At 37.1% G+C, this 19,108-nt stretch carries 18 protein-coding genes; 17 read left to right on the forward strand and 1 reads right to left on the reverse strand.

Annotated elements, in window-relative coordinates:
- Positions 1-229: 229 nt before the first annotated feature.
- Positions 230-508, reverse strand: coding sequence for an AbrB/MazE/SpoVT family DNA-binding domain-containing protein (locus MKY08_RS00295; RefSeq protein ID WP_024362580.1), 279 nt, complete (start codon positions 506-508; stop codon positions 230-232).
- Positions 509-855: 347 nt separating this feature from the next.
- Between MKY08_RS00295 and metG the strand changes: the two genes are divergently transcribed.
- The 17 genes from metG (at position 856) to mfd (ending at position 19,023) form a co-directional block, all read left to right on the forward strand.
- Entirely contained in the window at positions 856-2,832 is a 1,977-nt protein-coding gene (gene metG / locus MKY08_RS00300) for a methionine--tRNA ligase (RefSeq protein WP_069510813.1), read from the forward strand.
- A gap of 253 nt (positions 2,833-3,085) precedes the next feature.
- Positions 3,086-3,856, forward strand: coding sequence for a TatD family hydrolase (locus MKY08_RS00305; protein WP_069510816.1), 771 nt, complete (start codon positions 3,086-3,088; stop codon positions 3,854-3,856).
- 135 nt (positions 3,857-3,991) lie between these two features.
- Complete coding sequence (locus tag MKY08_RS00310; protein WP_069510818.1) at positions 3,992-5,203, forward strand: G5 and 3D domain-containing protein; 1,212 nt, start codon at positions 3,992-3,994, stop codon at positions 5,201-5,203.
- A gap of 167 nt (positions 5,204-5,370) precedes the next feature.
- Positions 5,371-5,937, forward strand: a complete 567-nt coding sequence (rnmV, locus tag MKY08_RS00315; protein WP_069510820.1) for a ribonuclease M5 — start codon at positions 5,371-5,373, stop codon at positions 5,935-5,937.
- Positions 5,930-6,811, forward strand: coding sequence for a 16S rRNA (adenine(1518)-N(6)/adenine(1519)-N(6))-dimethyltransferase RsmA (gene rsmA / locus MKY08_RS00320; protein WP_069510822.1), 882 nt, complete (start codon positions 5,930-5,932; stop codon positions 6,809-6,811). The genes rnmV and rsmA overlap by 8 nt, the downstream gene beginning before the upstream one ends.
- 156 nt (positions 6,812-6,967) lie before the next feature.
- The gene (locus tag MKY08_RS00325) at positions 6,968-7,228 is read left to right on the forward strand and encodes a Veg family protein (RefSeq protein WP_004229199.1); all 261 of its coding nucleotides are present in this window, start codon (positions 6,968-6,970) and stop codon (positions 7,226-7,228) included.
- Positions 7,229-7,342: 114 nt separating this feature from the next.
- Positions 7,343-7,522 carry a small, acid-soluble spore protein, alpha/beta type gene (locus MKY08_RS00330; protein WP_004229193.1) on the forward strand — a complete coding sequence of 60 codons (180 nt, stop codon included), beginning with the start codon at positions 7,343-7,345 and terminating at the stop codon, positions 7,520-7,522.
- Positions 7,523-7,733: 211 nt separating this feature from the next.
- The gene (gene ispE, locus MKY08_RS00335; protein WP_069510824.1) at positions 7,734-8,600 is read left to right on the forward strand and encodes a 4-(cytidine 5'-diphospho)-2-C-methyl-D-erythritol kinase; all 867 of its coding nucleotides are present in this window, start codon (positions 7,734-7,736) and stop codon (positions 8,598-8,600) included.
- Positions 8,601-8,656: 56 nt separating this feature from the next.
- Positions 8,657-9,484 (forward strand): pur operon repressor, encoded by an 828-nt coding sequence (gene purR, locus MKY08_RS00340; RefSeq protein ID WP_024362588.1) that lies wholly within the window; start codon positions 8,657-8,659, stop codon positions 9,482-9,484.
- 3 nt (positions 9,485-9,487) lie between these two features.
- On the forward strand, positions 9,488-9,862 hold the full coding sequence (locus MKY08_RS00345) for a RidA family protein (protein WP_024362589.1): 375 nt from the start codon (positions 9,488-9,490) through the stop codon (positions 9,860-9,862).
- A 342-nt stretch (positions 9,863-10,204) separates the two neighbouring features.
- On the forward strand, positions 10,205-10,507 hold the full coding sequence (spoVG, locus tag MKY08_RS00350; RefSeq protein ID WP_069510826.1) for a septation regulator SpoVG: 303 nt from the start codon (positions 10,205-10,207) through the stop codon (positions 10,505-10,507).
- 272 nt (positions 10,508-10,779) lie between these two features.
- On the forward strand, positions 10,780-12,150 hold the full coding sequence (gene glmU / locus MKY08_RS00355; protein WP_069510827.1) for a bifunctional UDP-N-acetylglucosamine diphosphorylase/glucosamine-1-phosphate N-acetyltransferase GlmU: 1,371 nt from the start codon (positions 10,780-10,782) through the stop codon (positions 12,148-12,150).
- Positions 12,151-12,174: 24 nt separating this feature from the next.
- A complete protein-coding gene (locus MKY08_RS00360) occupies positions 12,175-13,134 on the forward strand; it encodes a ribose-phosphate diphosphokinase (protein WP_024362592.1) in 960 nt (319 codons plus the stop codon).
- Positions 13,135-13,578: 444 nt separating this feature from the next.
- Entirely contained in the window at positions 13,579-14,169 is a 591-nt protein-coding gene (locus MKY08_RS00365; RefSeq protein ID WP_069510829.1) for a 50S ribosomal protein L25/general stress protein Ctc, read from the forward strand.
- A 211-nt stretch (positions 14,170-14,380) separates the two neighbouring features.
- On the forward strand, positions 14,381-14,944 hold the full coding sequence (pth, locus tag MKY08_RS00370) for an aminoacyl-tRNA hydrolase (RefSeq protein ID WP_069510831.1): 564 nt from the start codon (positions 14,381-14,383) through the stop codon (positions 14,942-14,944).
- 60 nt (positions 14,945-15,004) lie between these two features.
- Positions 15,005-15,232: an anti-sigma-F factor Fin gene (locus MKY08_RS00375; RefSeq protein ID WP_069510833.1), complete on the forward strand. Its 228-nt coding sequence runs from the start codon at positions 15,005-15,007 to the stop codon at positions 15,230-15,232.
- Positions 15,233-15,510: 278 nt separating this feature from the next.
- Positions 15,511-19,023, forward strand: coding sequence for a transcription-repair coupling factor (mfd, locus tag MKY08_RS00380; RefSeq protein WP_069510835.1), 3,513 nt, complete (start codon positions 15,511-15,513; stop codon positions 19,021-19,023).
- Positions 19,024-19,108 lie beyond the last annotated feature (85 nt).

A 19,108-nucleotide genomic window follows, 5' to 3' on the forward strand; every position in this document is an offset into this window, starting at 1 on the left:
ATGAAAATACAATATTCGCCAATTTATAACGATTGAGAGTGATTATCTCTATTAAAACGTTCATGTTTAAATTGATAATAATTGTAAAAACGGGTAATCTTAATAAAAGAGGTCTGACATGGACATTATATGGGAAGTATATATAAAACTTTTCCATTATAAAAAGAAATTTTTATCAAATAATAAAAACACCTAAACCGCTGTTGTCGATTTAGGTGCAGGAATGGGTTTATTTTTTTAAGCTAGATTGGATTTCTTTCATTAACATTTCTGCGCCTTCAGGGCTTAAAATTAATTTGCCTCCAACTAGACGGAAGTTATCATCAGAAACTTCACCAGTAACAGCACAAGTCATGTTAGGCATATATTTTTTTAGAATGATTTTGTCATCATCTACGTAGATTTCTAAAGCGTCTTTTTCAGCGATACCTAATGTACGACGAAGTTCGATTGGAATTACCACACGACCTAATTCATCGACTTTACGAACAATACCTGTTGATTTCATAATTATTTTTCCTCCTATAAGTGAAAGTTATATTTGTGTTTCGTCAAATTTCGACATAATTTCCTTGTCTGATAGTTATCATACCAAGTAATGCCATAAACGTCAATTAATTAATACAGTAATAATTTCTTATTTGTAAAAATTTTTGAGGAGAAAACTGTTATTTCTATTTTTTTAAAAGGTTTTTATTATAGATTTTATTTTATAGTAAAAAAGCTTCTTATAAAATACATTAAATGGATTAATATAATATTCGACATTTTTCGCATTCAATAAACTTTCATTGAAACGAATTTCGTACTTCGATAGAATAGATATTATACTGTGAAACATTGGAGGCAGTTCTCGTGAGCGAACAAAACAAAACATTCTATATAACAACCCCGATTTACTATCCAAGTGGAAAATTCCATATTGGTACAGCGTATACGACAGTAGCGTCTGATACGATTGCACGTTACAAACGTTTACGTGGCTATGATGTACGTTTCTTAACTGGGATGGACGAGCATGGACAAAAGATTCAAGAAAAAGCTGCAGAAGCTGGCAAGCATCCTCAAGAATATGTAAATGAGATTGCCGAGGCAGCGAAAAAACTATGGGCATTAATGGATATTTCTTATGATGATTTCATTCAAACAACGGAAGAACGTCATAAAAAAACTGTCGAAAAGATTTTCCAAAAGTTTTTAGACAACGGCGATATCTATAAAGGTGAGTATGAAGGGTGGTACTGTACTCCTTGTGAGTCATTCTTTACTGAAACGCAATTAGAAGATGGAAAGTGTCCAGACTGTGGTCGCGCTGTACACAAAGTTAAAGAAGAATCTTACTTCTTTAATATGAAGAAATACGCAGATCGCCTACTCGCTTATTATGAAGAAAATCTAGAATTCATCGAACCGGAATCTCGTAAAAACGAAATGATTAATAACTTTATTAAACCAGGGCTTGAAGATTTATCAGTTTCACGAACTTCATTTGATTGGGGTATCAAAGTGCCAGGAGACCCAAAACACGTAATTTACGTTTGGGTAGATGCGTTAACAAATTATATTACCTCTTTAGGTTACTTATCAGAAGATGAAACGTTATTTAATAAATATTGGCCAGCCGATGTACATGTGGTAGGAAAAGATATCGTACGTTTCCATACAATCTATTGGCCAATATTCTTAATGGCACTTGATTTACCATTACCTAAAAAAGTTTTCGCGCATGGATTTATTATGATGAAAGACGGAAAAATGTCTAAATCAAAAGGAAATGTTATCTATCCTGAAATGTTAATCGAACGTTATGGATTAGATGCAACACGTTACTTCCTATTAAGAGAGTTACCATTCGGCTCTGATGGCGTATTTTCACCAGAATCATTTGTGGAGCGAACAAATTTTGATTTAGCTAATGATTTAGGTAATTTATTAAACCGTACAATTTCTATGATTAATAAGTATTTTGATGGTAATATTCCTACAGAAAATCTTCAATCGACAGAATTTGATGAGGCATTAAAAGTGCATGCAGAAACTGTACGTATTAAATATGAAGAAAGTATGGAAAAAATGCAATTTAGTGTCGTATTAGCAGACCTGTGGACACTAGTATCTCGTACAAATAAATACATTGATGAAACACAACCTTGGGTACTTGCAAAAGAAGAAGTAGATAAGCCAAAATTAGGGGCTGTTATGCGAAATTTGGCAGAGAGTTTACATCATATTGCCGTTATGCTACAACCATTTATGACATCTACACCGACACGCATATTGCAACAATTAGGATTAGACGACAAATTTTTATCATGGGAAACAATTGAAACATTCGGTAATACTATTCCAGCAAACATTAAAGTGGTAGAAAAAGGTACACCAATTTTCCCACGTTTAGATGGTGAAATTGAAATTACTTACATTCGAGAAGAAATGCGCGGCTCTGTAAAAACTTCTCAAGAAGAAGAACCAAGCACAGAATCAAAAGTTGTAGAAATTCCAGAAATACCTGAAATTTCTATTGATGATTTTATGAAAGTGGACTTACGTGTGGCAACGGTTACAGCATGTGAACCGATTCCAAAAGCGGATAAATTATTAAAGCTACAAGTTGACCTTGGATATGAGCAACGCCAAGTAGTTTCGGGAATTGCTAAGTATTATACTGCGGAAGAGCTAGTCGGACAAAAAGTGATTGTTGTTGCAAACTTGAAACCTGTAAAATTACGTGGTGAATTATCACAAGGGATGATTTTAGCGGGTGAAAAAGATGGAATTTTAAAGCTAGCCTCTGTTGATCCAAAACTTGAAAATGGTGCAAAAGTAAAATAAAAAATGCAGTATGGCCTGTTGAGTAGAAAATATTCAGCAGGCCATTCTAAATTTGGACTATTATTTGGCTGAAAACTATTTCACTATAATTTATGCAACGCGTAAATTGGCGAATTTTAGGTACATGGTAATAGTTTTGACGAATATATATAAGTGTATTGTCACAATACTAATTTGTTTGTAACAAAATTGTAATGCAGATGAAAAATATGAAATAATAATCTTTAATAAAATCAAGGTTAGGGGAATGACAATGTTTATCGATACTCATGTACATTTAAATGCAGAGCAATATCAAGAAGACTTACAAGAAGTCATAGATCGAGCTCTTGAAGCAAAGGTTGAAACCATGGTAGTTGTAGGTTTCGATCGTAAAACGATTGAAAAAACAATGGAATTAGTAGAACAATACGATTTTATTTATGGTGTGATTGGTTGGCATCCAGTAGATGCCATTGATTGCACTGAAGAAGATTTAAAATGGATTGAGGAATTGGCGGCACATCCTAAAGTCGTTGGAATTGGTGAAACAGGGTTAGACTATTACTGGGATAAATCACCAAAGGATGTTCAGCAAGCTCTTTTTCGCAAGCAAATTCATTTAGCACAAAAAGTAAATTTACCAATTATCATTCATAATCGAGATGCAACAGCGGATGTTGTGGATATTTTACGTGAAGAGAACGCTGCTTCTGTTGGAGGCGTTATGCATTGCTATAGTGGCAGTGTAGAAACAGCACGTCAATGCATCGCAATGAATTTTATGATTAGTCTTGGCGGACCAGTGACTTTTAAAAATGCTCGTATGCCGAAAGAAGTGGCAACAGAGATACCTTTAGAGCACTTGATGATTGAAACAGATGCGCCATATCTAGCTCCACATCCATATCGTGGTAAACGTAATGAACCAGCATTGGTGCCATTAGTTGCAGAAGAAATTGCACGTTTAAAAGAAATCCCAATTGAGGAAGTTGCCAATGTAACGACTGCCAATGCAAAAAAATTTTTTAGGATTGACGTTTAACTAGCTAAAGTGCCTCCAATACTGTGTTTGCGGTTGGCTAAAATAGCATGGTCAAATTTTTTTGAAATACATTCGGGTTGACAGTGCTAAATCTAGTCCGTATAATCCAACTTTGTATTAAGGAGGCGTTTTTTCATGTCAAATAATTCCATGAAAAACTTGTTCTTAGGATCATTGAGGAGTAAGCAAACAGTGATAAGAATTGTTTCACTTGTCCTGTTTGTGTCAGTAATTTCATTCGTACTTTACCAAGGTACTAAAAAATCCGTAACGCTTAATGCTAACGGAGAAGCAATTGAAGTATCAACACATGCTAAAACTGTAGAAGAACTATTACAAAATCAAAATATAGACGTAGCAGCGCATGACAAAATATCACCCTCTCTGAATGCCAAAATTGTTAATGGTTTAGCAATTACTTGGGAACAGGCAAAAGAAGTAACAATTTCAGTTGATGGAAATCAGTCAAAAGTTTGGACAACTGAAAAACTAGTGAAAGACATTTTGAAGGAAGCAAATATCGAAGTATCAGAACATGATTCATTAGCGCAAGGTTTGGATACAGAAGTAGGAGCAGATAACAAAATCGATATTCAAAAAGCGTTTCAGGTAACGCTTGTCGATGGTTTAGAAAACAGACAAGTTTGGTCCACTTCGACTACGGTCGCTAACTTTTTAAAACAACAAGGAATTCAACTTAATGAATTCGATCGTGTCGAGAATAACCTGGAGGACGTTATCACTCCAGAGAGTAAAATCGCAGTAGTTCGCGTAGAAAAGGTTATCGATGTAGTGGAAGACTCTATAGATTTCACAATTGAAAAGAAGCAAGATGCTTCTTTGCTTAAAGGAAAAGAAAAAGTTGTCACGACGGGCGAGAAGGGTACAGTTTCTCGAACGTATGAAGTCGTGAAAGAAAACGGCAAAATTGTGGCAAAAAATTTACAATCTGAAAACGTTATAAAAGAGCCAAAGAAACAAGTAGTTGCTGTTGGTGCAAAAAAATTAGTAGCTAGCGCAACAACTGTGTCTCGTGGTTCAGCGGAGCCTGCTAGTGGGAAAGAATTTTATGTAACAGCAACAGCTTATACACCGTATTGTAAAGGCTGTTCAGGTACATCAGCTACTGGCATTAACTTGCGTTCAGGTTCTGGCTTAAAGGTAATCGCAGTAGATCCATCCGTTATTAAACTTGGCTCAAAGGTGTGGGTTGAAGGTTATGGAACAGCTATTGCTGGGGATACTGGCGGTTCAATTAAGGGTAATAAGATCGACATACTTGTACAAACAGATGCTCAAGCCCGCAACTGGGGACGTAAGAAAGTGCGTATTAAAGTATTAAATTAAAAAAATTGTAAAATATAACAAAATGTTTTCACTAAGCATTGGCTTTCCTGTATTGACTGGCGGGAAAGCTTTTTTCACGTATAGGACAAACGAGCTTTGTATTTCTGTACAATCACACAGGGCAGTTGTAAAATGGTCTGAAGATAAGGTAGAAAAGAGGAGCCTTTTTGCAAATTCAAGAAATCATTGTCGTTGAAGGAAAAGATGATACAACAGCCATTAAGCGAGCTGTGCAAGCAGATACTATTGAAACAAATGGATCTGCGATTTCAGAGGAGACGCTTAAACGTATTCAGCACGCACAGGATAAACGAGGTGTTATTGTGTTTACAGATCCAGATTATCCAGGACGGCGAATTCGAGCTATTATTGAGCAACATGTCTCAGGAGTAAAACATGCCTTTTTACCAAAATCAAAAACAATTGCAAAAAACGGTAAAGGTTTAGGCATTGAGCATGCGGCAGATGAGGATATTCGCGAAGCGTTAAGTCTTGTCTATACGCCAAATAGCAGCGAGCCCATTGCCGATGATATTACACTAGAAGATTTAATGACCGCTCGTTTAATCGGTCATCCATTGGCGAAAAGACGCCGTGATCGTCTAGGTGAAATATTGAATATTGGTGCAACAAATGGTAAACAACTTCATAAAAGATTGAAAATGTTTCAAATAACAGAACAGCAATTTGGTGCTGCTGTCGCACAGGTAGATCAGGAGGAAAATAATGCATAAGGATATTGCAACACCCATTCGAACACAGGAAATTTTAAAGAAATATGGTTTTTCATTTAAAAAGAGCTTAGGTCAAAATTTTTTAATTGACCCGAACATTTTAAGAAACATTGTTAGTCATGCGAATTTGACAGAAAACAGTGGTGCAATTGAAGTTGGTCCCGGTATTGGCGCATTAACCGAGCATTTGGCACGCAGCGCAAAAAAGGTCGTATCGTTTGAAATCGATCAGCGTTTATTACCAGTACTAGCCGATACATTAAGTCCATATAATAATGTGTCTATCGTGCATTCCGATATTTTAAAAGCAGATGTTGCTAAAGTAATTGAGGAGGAAATGCCAGGTATTGAGGATATTATGGTTGTTGCTAATTTACCCTATTATGTTACGACACCAATTTTAATGAAGTTGTTAAATGATCGTCTACCAATCCGTGGTTTTGTGGTGATGATGCAGAAAGAAGTTGCGGATCGTATTACAGCGAAACCAGGAACAAAAGAATATGGTTCATTATCGATTGCCATTCAATATTACGTGACGGCTGAAATTGCGATGACCGTACCGAAAACTGTTTTTATGCCACAACCAAATGTAGATTCAGCAGTTATTCGCCTTATTAAGCATGATGCGCCACCGGTTAATGTGATTGATGAGGACTTTCTTTTTGTTGTCACAAGAGCGTCATTTGTACAGCGTCGTAAAACCATCTTAAATAATTTACAATCGGGTTTACCAAATGGTAAGGCCAATAAAGAGAATATTATCGAGGCTTTAGAATCTGTAAATATCGAGCCAACTCGTCGTGGTGAGACGCTTTCTATTCAAGAGTTTGGAAAGCTGGCGGACGCACTTTACCCAACCTTTGCAAAGTAAAAAAAATTGTTACATTTTCATGTGTTATGAAAAAAAAACGTATTTTTTCAAAAAAAATAAGTTGACAACATTTACAAAGGGCTGATAAAATATTATATTTTGTTGACATTTTTGGGCGTATCACTTATACTAGTTATTAGTGAGGTGTAAGCGAAAATGCCAAAAACTTTAGCGGACATTAAAAAGTCGTTGGATTGTCATTTGGGTAAACGTTTGCAGTTAAAAGCAAACGGTGGTCGCAAGAAAACGGTCGAGTGTGCAGGGATATTGCGCGAAACATATCGTGCAATTTTTGTAGTTGAGCTTGATCAAGAAGACAATACGTGCAAGCGCGTATCGTATAGCTACACAGATATTTTAACTGAGGCAGTAGAGATTACATTTTTAGACGAAGCAAAAGCTGCTGTCGCGAAATAGTTTCTAGTACTTATTTCTATATTTTGGAGCACTCATGTATGTTAAAAACTACATGAGTGTTTTTCGTTTTATCGGACATACTAATGTCGTCAGTTGTTACAAGGAGGAGTTTATATGCCTAGAAAAGGTATCATGTCACCTCGTTTAAAAGAAGAGATCGCCAAAGAACTTGGATTTTATGATGTTGTGCAAAAAGAAGGTTGGGGCGGCATTAAAGCTCGAGATGCTGGTAATATGGTGAAACGTGCCATTGAGATGGCGGAAAGAGCAAGCAGTGAACAAGAGCGTAAGTAGTCTACTTTGCGTAAAATAGGTTGCTTACATTTATTTACTTCATTTAGCTAGGCTTGCCTATGCTGAACACAACAAAACAACTGACGAGAGAGAACCGTTATAAAACGGTTCTTTTTTCAGTTTGCTTTCTCATTATGGTAAAATAAAATGAATTATCTTGCGCGAAAAATGAATGGCTGTTTCTGCGTGTAGTTATGAGGGAGGAAGTAAGATGCTTTATGTAAAGGCGCCTGCAAAAATTAATTTAACATTAGATGTTCTTTATAAACGACCAGATAATTATCACGAAGTGGAGATGGTCATGACGACTGTCGATTTGGCAGATCGTATTAGCTTAGAATCTCGTGAAGATGGAGTAATCGAAATTATTTCAACGGATAATTTCGTACCAAATGATCACCGCAACTTTGCTTATCAAGCAGCGCGTCTTATAAAAGATACATACGGCATTAGACAAGGTGTATCCATTACAATTGAAAAAGAAATACCGATTGCTGCAGGTCTTGCAGGAGGTAGTAGTGATGCAGCGGCGACACTAAAAGGCTTAAATGAACTTTGGAATTTAAACTTATCCATAGATGAGTTAGCAGAGCTTGGTGCTAAAATTGGCTCAGATGTATCTTTTTGTGTATACGGCGGTACAGCGTTAGCAACTGGACGTGGAGAAAAAATTCAAGAATTACCTGCTCCGCCAAGCTGTTGGGTTGTATTAGCCAAGCCTAAAATAGGCGTATCAACAGCGGAAGTGTATGGCGGATTGAAAGTTGAAGGACTTGAGCATCCAAATACAAAGCAAATGATTCAAGCGATTGAGACGGATAATTATGAACTATTATGTGCATCTTTAGGAAATGTTTTGGAAACTGTAACATTTAAGTTGCATCCAGAAGTTATTATGTTAAAAGAGCAGATGAAACGTTTTGGAGCAGATGCGACATTAATGAGCGGAAGCGGTCCAACGGTCTTTGGCCTTGTGGATAGTGAGGCTCGTGTAAGTCGAATTTACAATGGCTTACGAGGCTTTTGTGAAGAAGTATATGCTGTGCGCATTTTAGGAGAGCGAAATACGCTTGCTTAAAAACGCATAATTGTGTTAATTTTACCTATAAATATTCGTGTTTAGGAGAGGGTCGCATGAAATGGAAGCGTAGTGAACGACTAGTTGATATGACGTACTATTTACTAGAACATCCACATCAGCTGATCCCGCTAACTTATTTTTCAGAATTATATCAATCAGCTAAGTCTTCAATTAGTGAAGATTTAACGATTGTAAAAGAAACTTTCGAAGAAAAAGGAATCGGGTTATTGACAACAGTGCCAGGGGCTGCAGGTGGTGTGAAGTATATTCCTAAAATGTCCGAAGAGGAAGTTCGTTTAGTGATACAGGATTTAAAAGCTGAACTTGAACATTCAGATCGTTTGTTACCTGGTGGCTATTTATTTATGACGGATTTACTAGGCAATCCAGATTTAATTAATCGAGTTGGTAAGGTCTTTGCATCTGCATTTGCTGACCAACAAATTGATGTCATTATGACGGTGGCAACAAAGGGGATATCTATTGCCCATGCCATAGCAAGACATTTAAATGTACCAGTAGTAGTTGTACGTAGAGACAGCAAAGTAACAGAAGGTTCTACAGTCAGCATTAACTACGTATCTGGTTCTTCTCGTAGAATTCAGACAATGGTATTATCAAAAAGAAGCATGAAGAGTGGACAGCGTGTACTGATTACCGATGATTTTATGAAGGTCGGAGGTACGATGAACGGTATGAAAAATCTATTAGAAGAGTTTGACTGTCAACTAGCAGGTATCGCGGTTCTTGTTGAAGCAGAGCATGCCGATGAAACTTTAGTAGACGATTACTATTCACTTGTAAAGCTTCATGAGGTTAATGAAAAGGATCGTACGATTGCATTAAGTGAAGGAAATTATTTTACAAAAAGGGAGAAATGACAAATGAATGTAGTATCTACAACGAATGCACCAGCAGCAATTGGACCATATGCACAAGGAATAATTGTAAATGGGATGTTTTATAGTTCAGGTCAAATTCCGCTTACTGCAACAGGGGAATTAGTAGAGGGTGATATCGCCGCTCAAACACACCAAGTATTTGCTAACCTAAAGGCAGTGTTAGAGGCTGCTGGTTCATCATTAGACAATGTAGTAAAAACTACTGTCTTTATGAAAGATATGAATGACTTTGTGGCAATGAACGAAGTCTATGCTAGTCACTTTGGCGAACATAAGCCAGCCCGTTCAGCAGTGGAAGTAGCTCGTCTACCAAAAGATGTGAAAGTGGAAATAGAAGTAATAGCCGTTGTAAAATAATATAAGCGCCCTTTAAAAGAACAATAGCTCTTTTAAAGGGTTTTTTACTAATACTCAAAATTTCTTACGAGTGCCATGTAGTCATTATCTTAGACATCTAAAAAACTTGTTTACTTAGAAAATGGAGCTGTATTACAGAAAAACATAAAAGATTCGTTAGTTTTCCAAAAATTTGACAAACTATTGTCAAATTTACGATGAACTAGAGAAAATATTATAGTGAATTAAAAATGAAGTATTCAAATTTTTTAGAAAATTTGTTAGACTATGAAAAGGAAAATATTCGGTAATAGGAATATAAATATTTTCATTTAGGCATCTAAGATGAGAGGTGGTGAGAAAATGGAAGTTACTGATGTAAGATTACGTCATGTTCAAACGGATGGTCGCATGCGTGCGATTGCTTCCATTACACTCGACAATGAGTTTGTGGTACATGATATCCGTGTAATTGATGGCAATACAGGCTTATTCGTTGCTATGCCAAGTAAACGTACACCGGATGGAGAATTTAGAGATATTGCGCATCCGATTAATTCAACGACACGTAACAAAATTCAAGAGATTATTTTAAACGCTTATCATAACTCAAGCGACATGCCTGAGTCAGAACAAGCAGCCGAATTAGAAGGAATTGGCGTATAGTTTTATGAAAATAAATGTTCGTTCAAAGGTTATTTACAAAATAAGGACTTTTTGGCGATGAAAAATAGAAAGAACTCCTCATTGAATGAAGGGTTCTTTTTATTTTTCAAAAAAGAGAAAACGGGCAGATTTTAGTGCATAGCTGATAACAATCGAGCATAAGCCGTGTTTGATTTAGGAATTCACTTTTTAGTCAATTCTACATGCCTTGAAAATAGATGAATTTTGCTATATAGTCATAAGAGAAAATGAGCGTATTGGAGGACTTACTGATGAGCAATATTTTTGCTGTCATTTTGGCTGCAGGTCAAGGTACACGTATGAAGTCCAAATTATATAAAGTGCTCCATTCAGTATGTGGGAAGCCCATGGTACAACATGTAGTGGATCACATTCAAACGTTAGATGTCGAGCGCATCGTAACGGTTGTAGGACATGGTGCAGAAAAAGTAAAACAACAACTTGGCGATAAAAGTGAGTATGTTTTACAAGCTGAACAACTAGGTACAGCACATGCAGTACAACAAGCAGAGTCAATTTTAGGTAGCGAGCAAGGAACAACATTAGTTGTTTGCGGTGATACGCCACTTATTCGTCCTGAAACGATGAAAGCGTTATTTGAGCATCATCTAGCAAACAATGCAAAAGCGACAATTTTAACAGCTGTTGCTGAAAATCCAACTGGCTATGGTCGTATTTTACGTGGCGATAATGGACAGGTGGAACAAATTGTTGAACAAAAAGATGCAAGTGTTACGCAACAGCAAGTAAAAGAAATTAATACGGGGACATACTGCTTCGATAACAAGGCGTTGTTTGAGACGTTAAAGCTTGTGAAAAATGACAATGCACAGGGCGAGTATTATTTACCTGATGTAATTGAAATTTTACAAAAGCAAGGCGATATTGTTGAAGCATATGTAACAGATGATTTTGAAGAAACACTCGGAGTCAATGACCGTGTGGCATTGTCACAGGCGGAAACGTTAATGCGTGCACGCATTAATGAACGTCATATGCGCAATGGTGTAACAATTATTAACCCAACTGCTACGTACATTAGTTCAGACGCAGTTATTGGACGTGATACTGTTCTACATCCTGGTTCTATGATTGAAGGGGCTACAGTAATAGGAGAAGATTGTATCATTGGTCCAAATTCACAAATTATTGATAGCCGTATCGGTGACCGTACTTCAGTACATTCCTCTGTTGTAAGAGAAAGCACTGTAGCGGAAGATACAGCGATTGGACCATTTGCACATATTCGTCCACTATCTGATATCGGTAGCCATGTTAAAATCGGTAACTTTGTAGAAGTGAAGAAAAGTACACTAGGTCATGACACAAAAGTATCCCATTTAAGCTATATTGGAGATGCTGAAATAGGAAATAACGTCAATGTTGGCTGTGGTTCTATTACAGTGAACTATGATGGGAAAAACAAATTCCAAACAATTATTGAAGATGATGTATTTGTAGGATGTAATACTAACTTAGTAGCGCCAGTGAAAGTTGGAAAAGGTTCATTTATTGCAGCAGGATCTACAATTACAAAAGAAGTTCCTGAAGATGCGCTAGCAATTGCTCGTGCAAGACAAGAAAACAAACCGAATTATGTAAGCAAATTAAATTCAAAATAATTATCAACTAAACAGGAGGCCATCATGCCGTATCAATATGCAAACTCACAATTAAAAATATTTTCACTCAATTCTAATAATCCACTTGCCCAAGAAATTGCGCAAGAAATGGGAGTTGAATTAGGGAAATCTTCTGTTAAGCACTTTAGCGATGGAGAGATTCAAATTAGCATTGAAGAAAGTATTCGTGGTTGTGACGTGTTTATCGTGCAGTCAACTTCTGCACCTGTAAACGAACATTTAATGGAGCTTTTAATTATGGTAGATGCTGTAAAACGCGCATCTGCACGTACAGTTAACGTTGTAATGCCTTACTATGGTTATGCTCGTCAAGACCGTAAAGCAAAAGCGCGTGAGCCAATTACAGCTAAATTAGTGGCAAACTTACTTGAAACGGCTGGTGCAACACGTGTTATCGTTTTAGATTTACATGCACCACAAATCCAAGGTTTCTTCGATATTTTAATCGATCACTTAATGGCGGTACCTTTACTATCTGATTACTTCAAATCAAAAGGTATTCCTGCTGAGGAAATCGTAATTGTTTCACCTGACCATGGTGGAGTAACGCGTGCACGTAAAATGGCAGAACGTTTAAAAGCACCAATTGCAATTATTGACAAACGCCGTCCAAAACCAAATGTTGCAGAAGTGATGAACATCGTTGGTAATGTTGATGGTAAAGTGGCAATCTTGATTGATGATATTATCGATACTGCAGGTACAATTACGATTGGCGCTGATGCATTACGTGCTGCGGGTGCAAAAGAAGTGTATGCATGTTGCTCACATCCAGTACTTTCTGGCCCAGCTATCGAGCGTATTGAAAACTCTGCGATTAAAGAATTAGTAGTAACAAATACAATTCAACTTTCTGAAGAGAAAAAATCACCAAAAATTACAGAGCTTTCAGTAGCTAAATTAATGGCAGATGCAATTTCTCGCGTTTACGAAAACAAATCAGTAAGTACTTTATTCGATTAATTAAAATCGGTTCATAATGTTTTTAGGGACAGATGCATGTCAATAAAGCAAAAGGCGGCGAACTCCATCGAAGGATAGTGTCCGCCTTAGCTTTTAAAAGGGTTATCTGTAACGCTAGAAATATAAATTATGGGGTTTGTTTTAGTTATACGTAAAAGAATTAGCATAATATGTGACAAAAAAAGGACAAATCTACATTTATGAGTAGATTTGTCCTTTTTGCGTAGCAGTTATGTGTGAAGTTTCTCATTAAAGGGTATAATAGTAATTGTTACTGCTTAATATTTGCATTCATATGTAAAAAGAATGTAAATATTATAAATAATTTCAGCGTTGTCAAAGACTTTTAACAGAACGAATAAATAGTATATTAAAATTCTGTAAATAGGTTGCGGCTTCGGTGAAATAAATTATTAATTTTTCTTGGAAGGGGAAGGTATAGATATGAGTACCGTGTTAAGTGTAAATAAACGCGAAACTGGGCATCGTTCGACATTAACCCAACTTAGAAAAGGGGGAGCCATTCCTGCTGTTATTTATGGCTACAAACTAGATTCAACCCCAATTTCTATTTCAGCGAAAGAATTTAGACAGTTCGTTCAAAAAAATGGGCGTAATGGTGTTATTCCGGTGGAGTTAGATGGTGAACGGGTAAATGTCGTTGTATCAGAAGTACAAAAATGTACACTGAAAGATGAAGTGAATCATGTTGATTTTTTAGCAATTGATATGACTGAAGAATTAGAAGTAGATGTTGCAGTAACACTTACTGGAGAATCCGTTGGTGTAAGTGAAGGTGGCATTTTAATGCAGCCAAACTTAGAAGTGAAAATTAAAGTAAAACCTACTGATATTCCAGAAACATTAGAAATTGATATTACGAAACTAGCAATTGGAGAATCTATCATGGTAGCGGATATTCGCAATCAAGTAGAGTTTGAAATTGTGAACGAAGATGATCATATCTTAGCAACAATTATGGCGCCAACCGTATCGGCAGAAGATGAAGAAGTCGAAGAAAGTGTTGAGGCATAAGGTTAAATAGACGTTAGTAGGGAAGGCTATCGAGGAAGTCGTAAAAGACGGACTTGATAGTCTTTTTTTTTGTTGAAAAAGCGACATGAAATTAATGGCGAATGAATTTTTAGCATATGGATAATTGTTCAGAAGTGATATGAACGAAATGCTTTCTTAGAGCGCAGTATGGTAAAATAATGACTATTAGATTGAAAGAAGTGAGGTACTTATGAAAATTATCGTTGGTTTAGGAAATCCAGGTAAACCTTATGAGCATACAAGACATAATATTGGCTTTGATGTCATAGATGCATTAGCGAAAAAGTGGGATGCACCATTAACAAATTCTAAGTTTAATGGCATGTATGCTACTGTACATCGTCCTGAAGGAAAGGTTCTACTTGTTAAGCCTTTAACATATATGAATTTATCAGGGGAATGTGTTAGACCTCTCATGGACTATTTTGATATTGAGGTGAAAGATTTAATCGTTATTTATGATGATTTAGATTTAGAAACAGGCAAATTGCGTTTGCGTCAAAAAGGCAGTGCGGGCGGGCATAATGGGATTAAATCGTTAATTCAGCATTTAGGAACGCAGGAATTTAATCGCATTCGTATTGGCGTGAGTCGCCCACCGGCAGGCATGAAGGTAGCGGATTATGTGCTATCCAAGTTTTCTAAAGAAGAAAATATTATTATGGCTGATGCTATTGATAATAGTGTTCATGCAATAGAAGCGTCTCTTTCAAAACCATTTCTTGATGTGATGAACCAATTTAACGGTGCATAATCTTTTTCCTAAATGTCTATACTTTAAGTAGTAAGTTGCTTAAAGGAGGATGATTTGGAGATGGCAATTCGCTACCGATGTAGGCATTGTGAAGTAGAAATAGGAACACTACCATTTGATGCAGATGATACAATTCGAAAGTTGCATATTTTTGAGTTAGGTGAGGCAGACGATTATGTTGAAAAGAATCAACAAGGTGAAACAACTGTCCACTGCATTTGTGAGCAATGTGAGGATTCGCTTAGACAATATCCAGATTATCACGCACTCAATAAATGGATTCAATAATTGGAAGGATGCTTTGGCGCACAATGTGTGCGTCCAAAGCTTTTTCCGTTTTTATTTTTTGAAGCACATGGTTATGCTGCTTTTAATCATACGAAAAAAAATTAATACAGATGAATGATTAGAGAGTCATCTTTTTAAACTAAAAATGAACTGACTAGGACAATTACACAAAGGTGAACATGATAATTAGACAATGGGAATGTGTAATATTGTACTAGAATAATAGTATAAAACACATTGAATAATTAGAATTTTCGCGCTGAAAGGAGCTTTTGACTGTGGAAGTTTTACGACAGCTTGTGTCGCAGGACAAACATATCACATCATTTTTACAGGAGATTCAGAGCGGCAATACAGCATCACAGCTTATTACAGGTTTAACAGGAAGCGCACGTCCAGTTATGGTCGATGCGTTATTTGAACATGTCCAAAAACCCATTTATATTGTGTCACCCAATTTATTGCAGGCGCAAAAGATGGCGGATGAGCTTGTTGGGTTATTGGGAGAGGAACATGTTCACTATTACCCAGCAGATGAATTTATTGCTGCTGACTTAGCAGTTGCCTCGCCAGAGCTTCGAGCAGAGCGTATTGCGACGCTTGATTGCCTAGCGAGAGGTGAAAAAGCTGTTTATATTATCCCGATTGCCGGTTTACGAAAAATAATGCCACCAAAAGAGCATTGGATTCATTATTTTTTACAGACAGCAGTCGGACAAGAAGTACAAATTGAGGAATGGTTACAGACGCTCGTAGCTATGGGCTATGTTCGTAATTCAATGGTAACGACACCTGGGGAGTTTGCATTGCGTGGAGGGATTTTGGATATTTATCCTCCCTATTTAGAGGCACCGATTCGAATCGAGTTATTTGATACAGAAGTGGACTCCATTCGTACATTTTCTGCGGATGACCAGCGTTCGATTGATAAATTGCAAGAAGTGCGTATTTTACCTGCATCAGAAGTGATTTTGACAATGGAAGAGCGAATTGCGTTAGCAGGTCGATTAGAAAGTGCGTTAGCGACAAGCTTGAAAAAAGTAAAGAAGCAAGAGACGAAAGAGCTGCTGTATCAACATATTCAGTATGATATAGAATTGTTGCAACAAGGGAACTTACCTGACTTTGTAAATAAATATGGCTCGTTGCTATATGATAAAACAGCTTATTTAGGTGACTATTTTGCACAAAATGGCATTGTATTATTTGATGAGCTAGGTCGTATTCAAGAAGTAATGGATGCATGGGAACGTGAAGAGGAAGAATGGTTTTTATCGCTAATCGAAGAGGGGAAAATGGTACATGATGTGAAACCAGCCTTTTCTTTAAAGGAAATATTGGCGATGCTGTCGCAGCAGAAGCTTTATTTCTCGCTATTTTCTCGTACGTTTGCAGGTATTACCTTTTCTAAAACGACTAATTTTTCATGTAAACCGATGCAACAATTCCACGGACAAATGGCATTATTACAAAGTGAAGTTGAACGATGGCAGCTTGGTAAATTTACCGTTCTTATCGTAGCTAGAGATAAAAACCGTGTGAAACGTGTACAGGAAATGCTTGAGGAATATGATATTCATGCAACCATTGGAGAGCCTCATGACCCAGGTCTATACATTGTAGAAGGCGGATTATCGAGTGGTTTTGAACTACCACTGCAGCGTCTGGCAATTGTGACAGAGGATGAATTATTTAAACAACAAGCAAAGAAAAAATCGCGCCCTCAAAAAATGACAAATGCAGAGCGTATTAAAAGCTATACAGAAATTAAAGCTGGCGACTTTGTCGTGCATGTGCATCATGGGATTGGGAAATACATTGGTGTAGAAACGCTTGTAGTCAATGGCACACATAAGGATTACTTGCATATACGCTATCGTGCAGACGATAAATTATATGTACCTGTGGAGCAAATCGATTTAATTCAAAAATATGTGGCATCTGAAGACCGCGAACCGAAGCTACATAAATTAGGTGGAGCAGAGTGGAAAAAAGCAAAAGCAAAGGTTTCCTCTGCCGTACAAGATATTGCAGATGATTTAATAAAGCTATACGCCAAGCGAGAAGCAGAAAAAGGGCATGCTTTTGCACCGGATAATGACGATCAACGGAATTTTGAGGCATCGTTCCCTTATGAAGAAACGGAAGATCAGCTTCGTTCCATAGTTGAAGTGAAACGTGATATGGAACGTGAACGCCCGATGGACCGCCTTGTATGTGGTGACGTAGGTTATGGTAAAACAGAAGTAGCCATTCGTGCAGCTTTTAAAGCTATTCAGGACGGTAAACAAGTTGCCTTCTTAGTGCCTACGACGATTCTAGCGCAACAACACTACGAGACAATCCGTGATAGATTTCAGGATTTTGCTATCAATGTTGGTTTATTATCTCGTTTCCGTACGAAAAAAGAGCAAGTAGCGACTTTAAAAGGATTAAAAGAAGGGCAAGTAGATATTGTAATAGGGACTCATAGAATCTTATCTAAAGATTTAACGTTCCAAGATCTTGGTCTATTAATTGTAGATGAAGAACAGCGTTTTGGTGTTACCCATAAGGAAAAAATAAAACAATTAAAAACGAATGTGGACGTTTTAACATTAACCGCAACGCCTATTCCGAGAACTTTGCATATGTCTATGGTAGGTGTTCGTGATTTATCGGTTATTGAGACACCTCCTGCCAATCGTTTCCCAGTACAAACCTATGTTATGGAGCATAGTGGGGCACTTGTACGCGAAGCCATTGAGAGAGAAATGGCGCGTGGTGGTCAAGTATTTTACTTATACAATCGAGTAGAGGATATGGCACGTAAAGTTGAAGAGATTCAAATACTTGTCCCTGAAGCGCGTATCGGCTATGCTCATGGCAAAATGACGGAATCACAATTGGAGTCTGTGATTTTAGCCTTTATTGAAGGGGATTATGATGTTTTAGTAACAACTACAATTATCGAAACAGGTGTTGATATTCCGAATGTGAACACGCTGATTGTCCATGATGCAGATCGAATGGGGTTAGCACAGCTCTACCAATTACGTGGCCGTGTAGGTCGCTCGAATCGAGTGGCATATGCTTACTTTATGTATCAACGTGACAAAGTACTGACAGATGTAGCTGAGCAACGATTACAAGCAATAAAAGAGTTCACAGAGCTCGGTTCTGGATTTAAAATTGCTATGCGTGATTTATCCATTCGAGGGGCTGGGAATTTATTAGGTGCGCAACAACATGGCTTTATTGATTCAGTTGGTTTCGACTTGTACTCCCAAATGCTAGAAGAGGCAATTGCAGAGCGACAAACTGGCGTGAAAAAAGAAGAGAAACCAGAGATAGAGATTTTACTCAACGTTGATGGTTACATTCCTGATGCGTATATACCAGACGGCTATCAAAAAATTCAGATGTATAAGCGCATTAAAGCGATGGACCAAGTGGATGAATACGAAGAAATTATGGAAGAATTACAAGACCGTTTTGGTGATTTACCAATCGAAACAGAACGTTTACTGCGTATTGCCCGCATGAAGATTTGGGGATTAGAAATGGGTGTTTCTTCTATTAAGGAAAAGCAAAAGGTCATCTCCATTTTGCTATCGGAGGAAGGTTCAGCCAAAGTGGATGGAAGTAAAATTGTAAGCGAGACGATGAAGTTTGAGCGAGCTGTTGGCTTCGGTATGGATAGTAAGCAATTGATATTGACAATTGATGAGCGTAAATGCATAAAATACCATCATTTTGATATATTAGAAGAAATAATGCAGATTATTGCAAATTCCAAAAAAAATATGTGAAAAAAGGCTGAACTTGTTGACAAATTGGCAAGTTCAGCCTTATTGTATGAAAAGACAAATTTTTATTAAAAAAATTAATGTTGGA

Origin of the sequence: Lysinibacillus sp. FSL M8-0337, from assembly GCF_038593855.1 — a bacterium.
In the GTDB taxonomy this organism is placed as follows: Bacteria; Bacillota; Bacilli; order Bacillales_A; family Planococcaceae; genus Lysinibacillus; species Lysinibacillus sphaericus_D.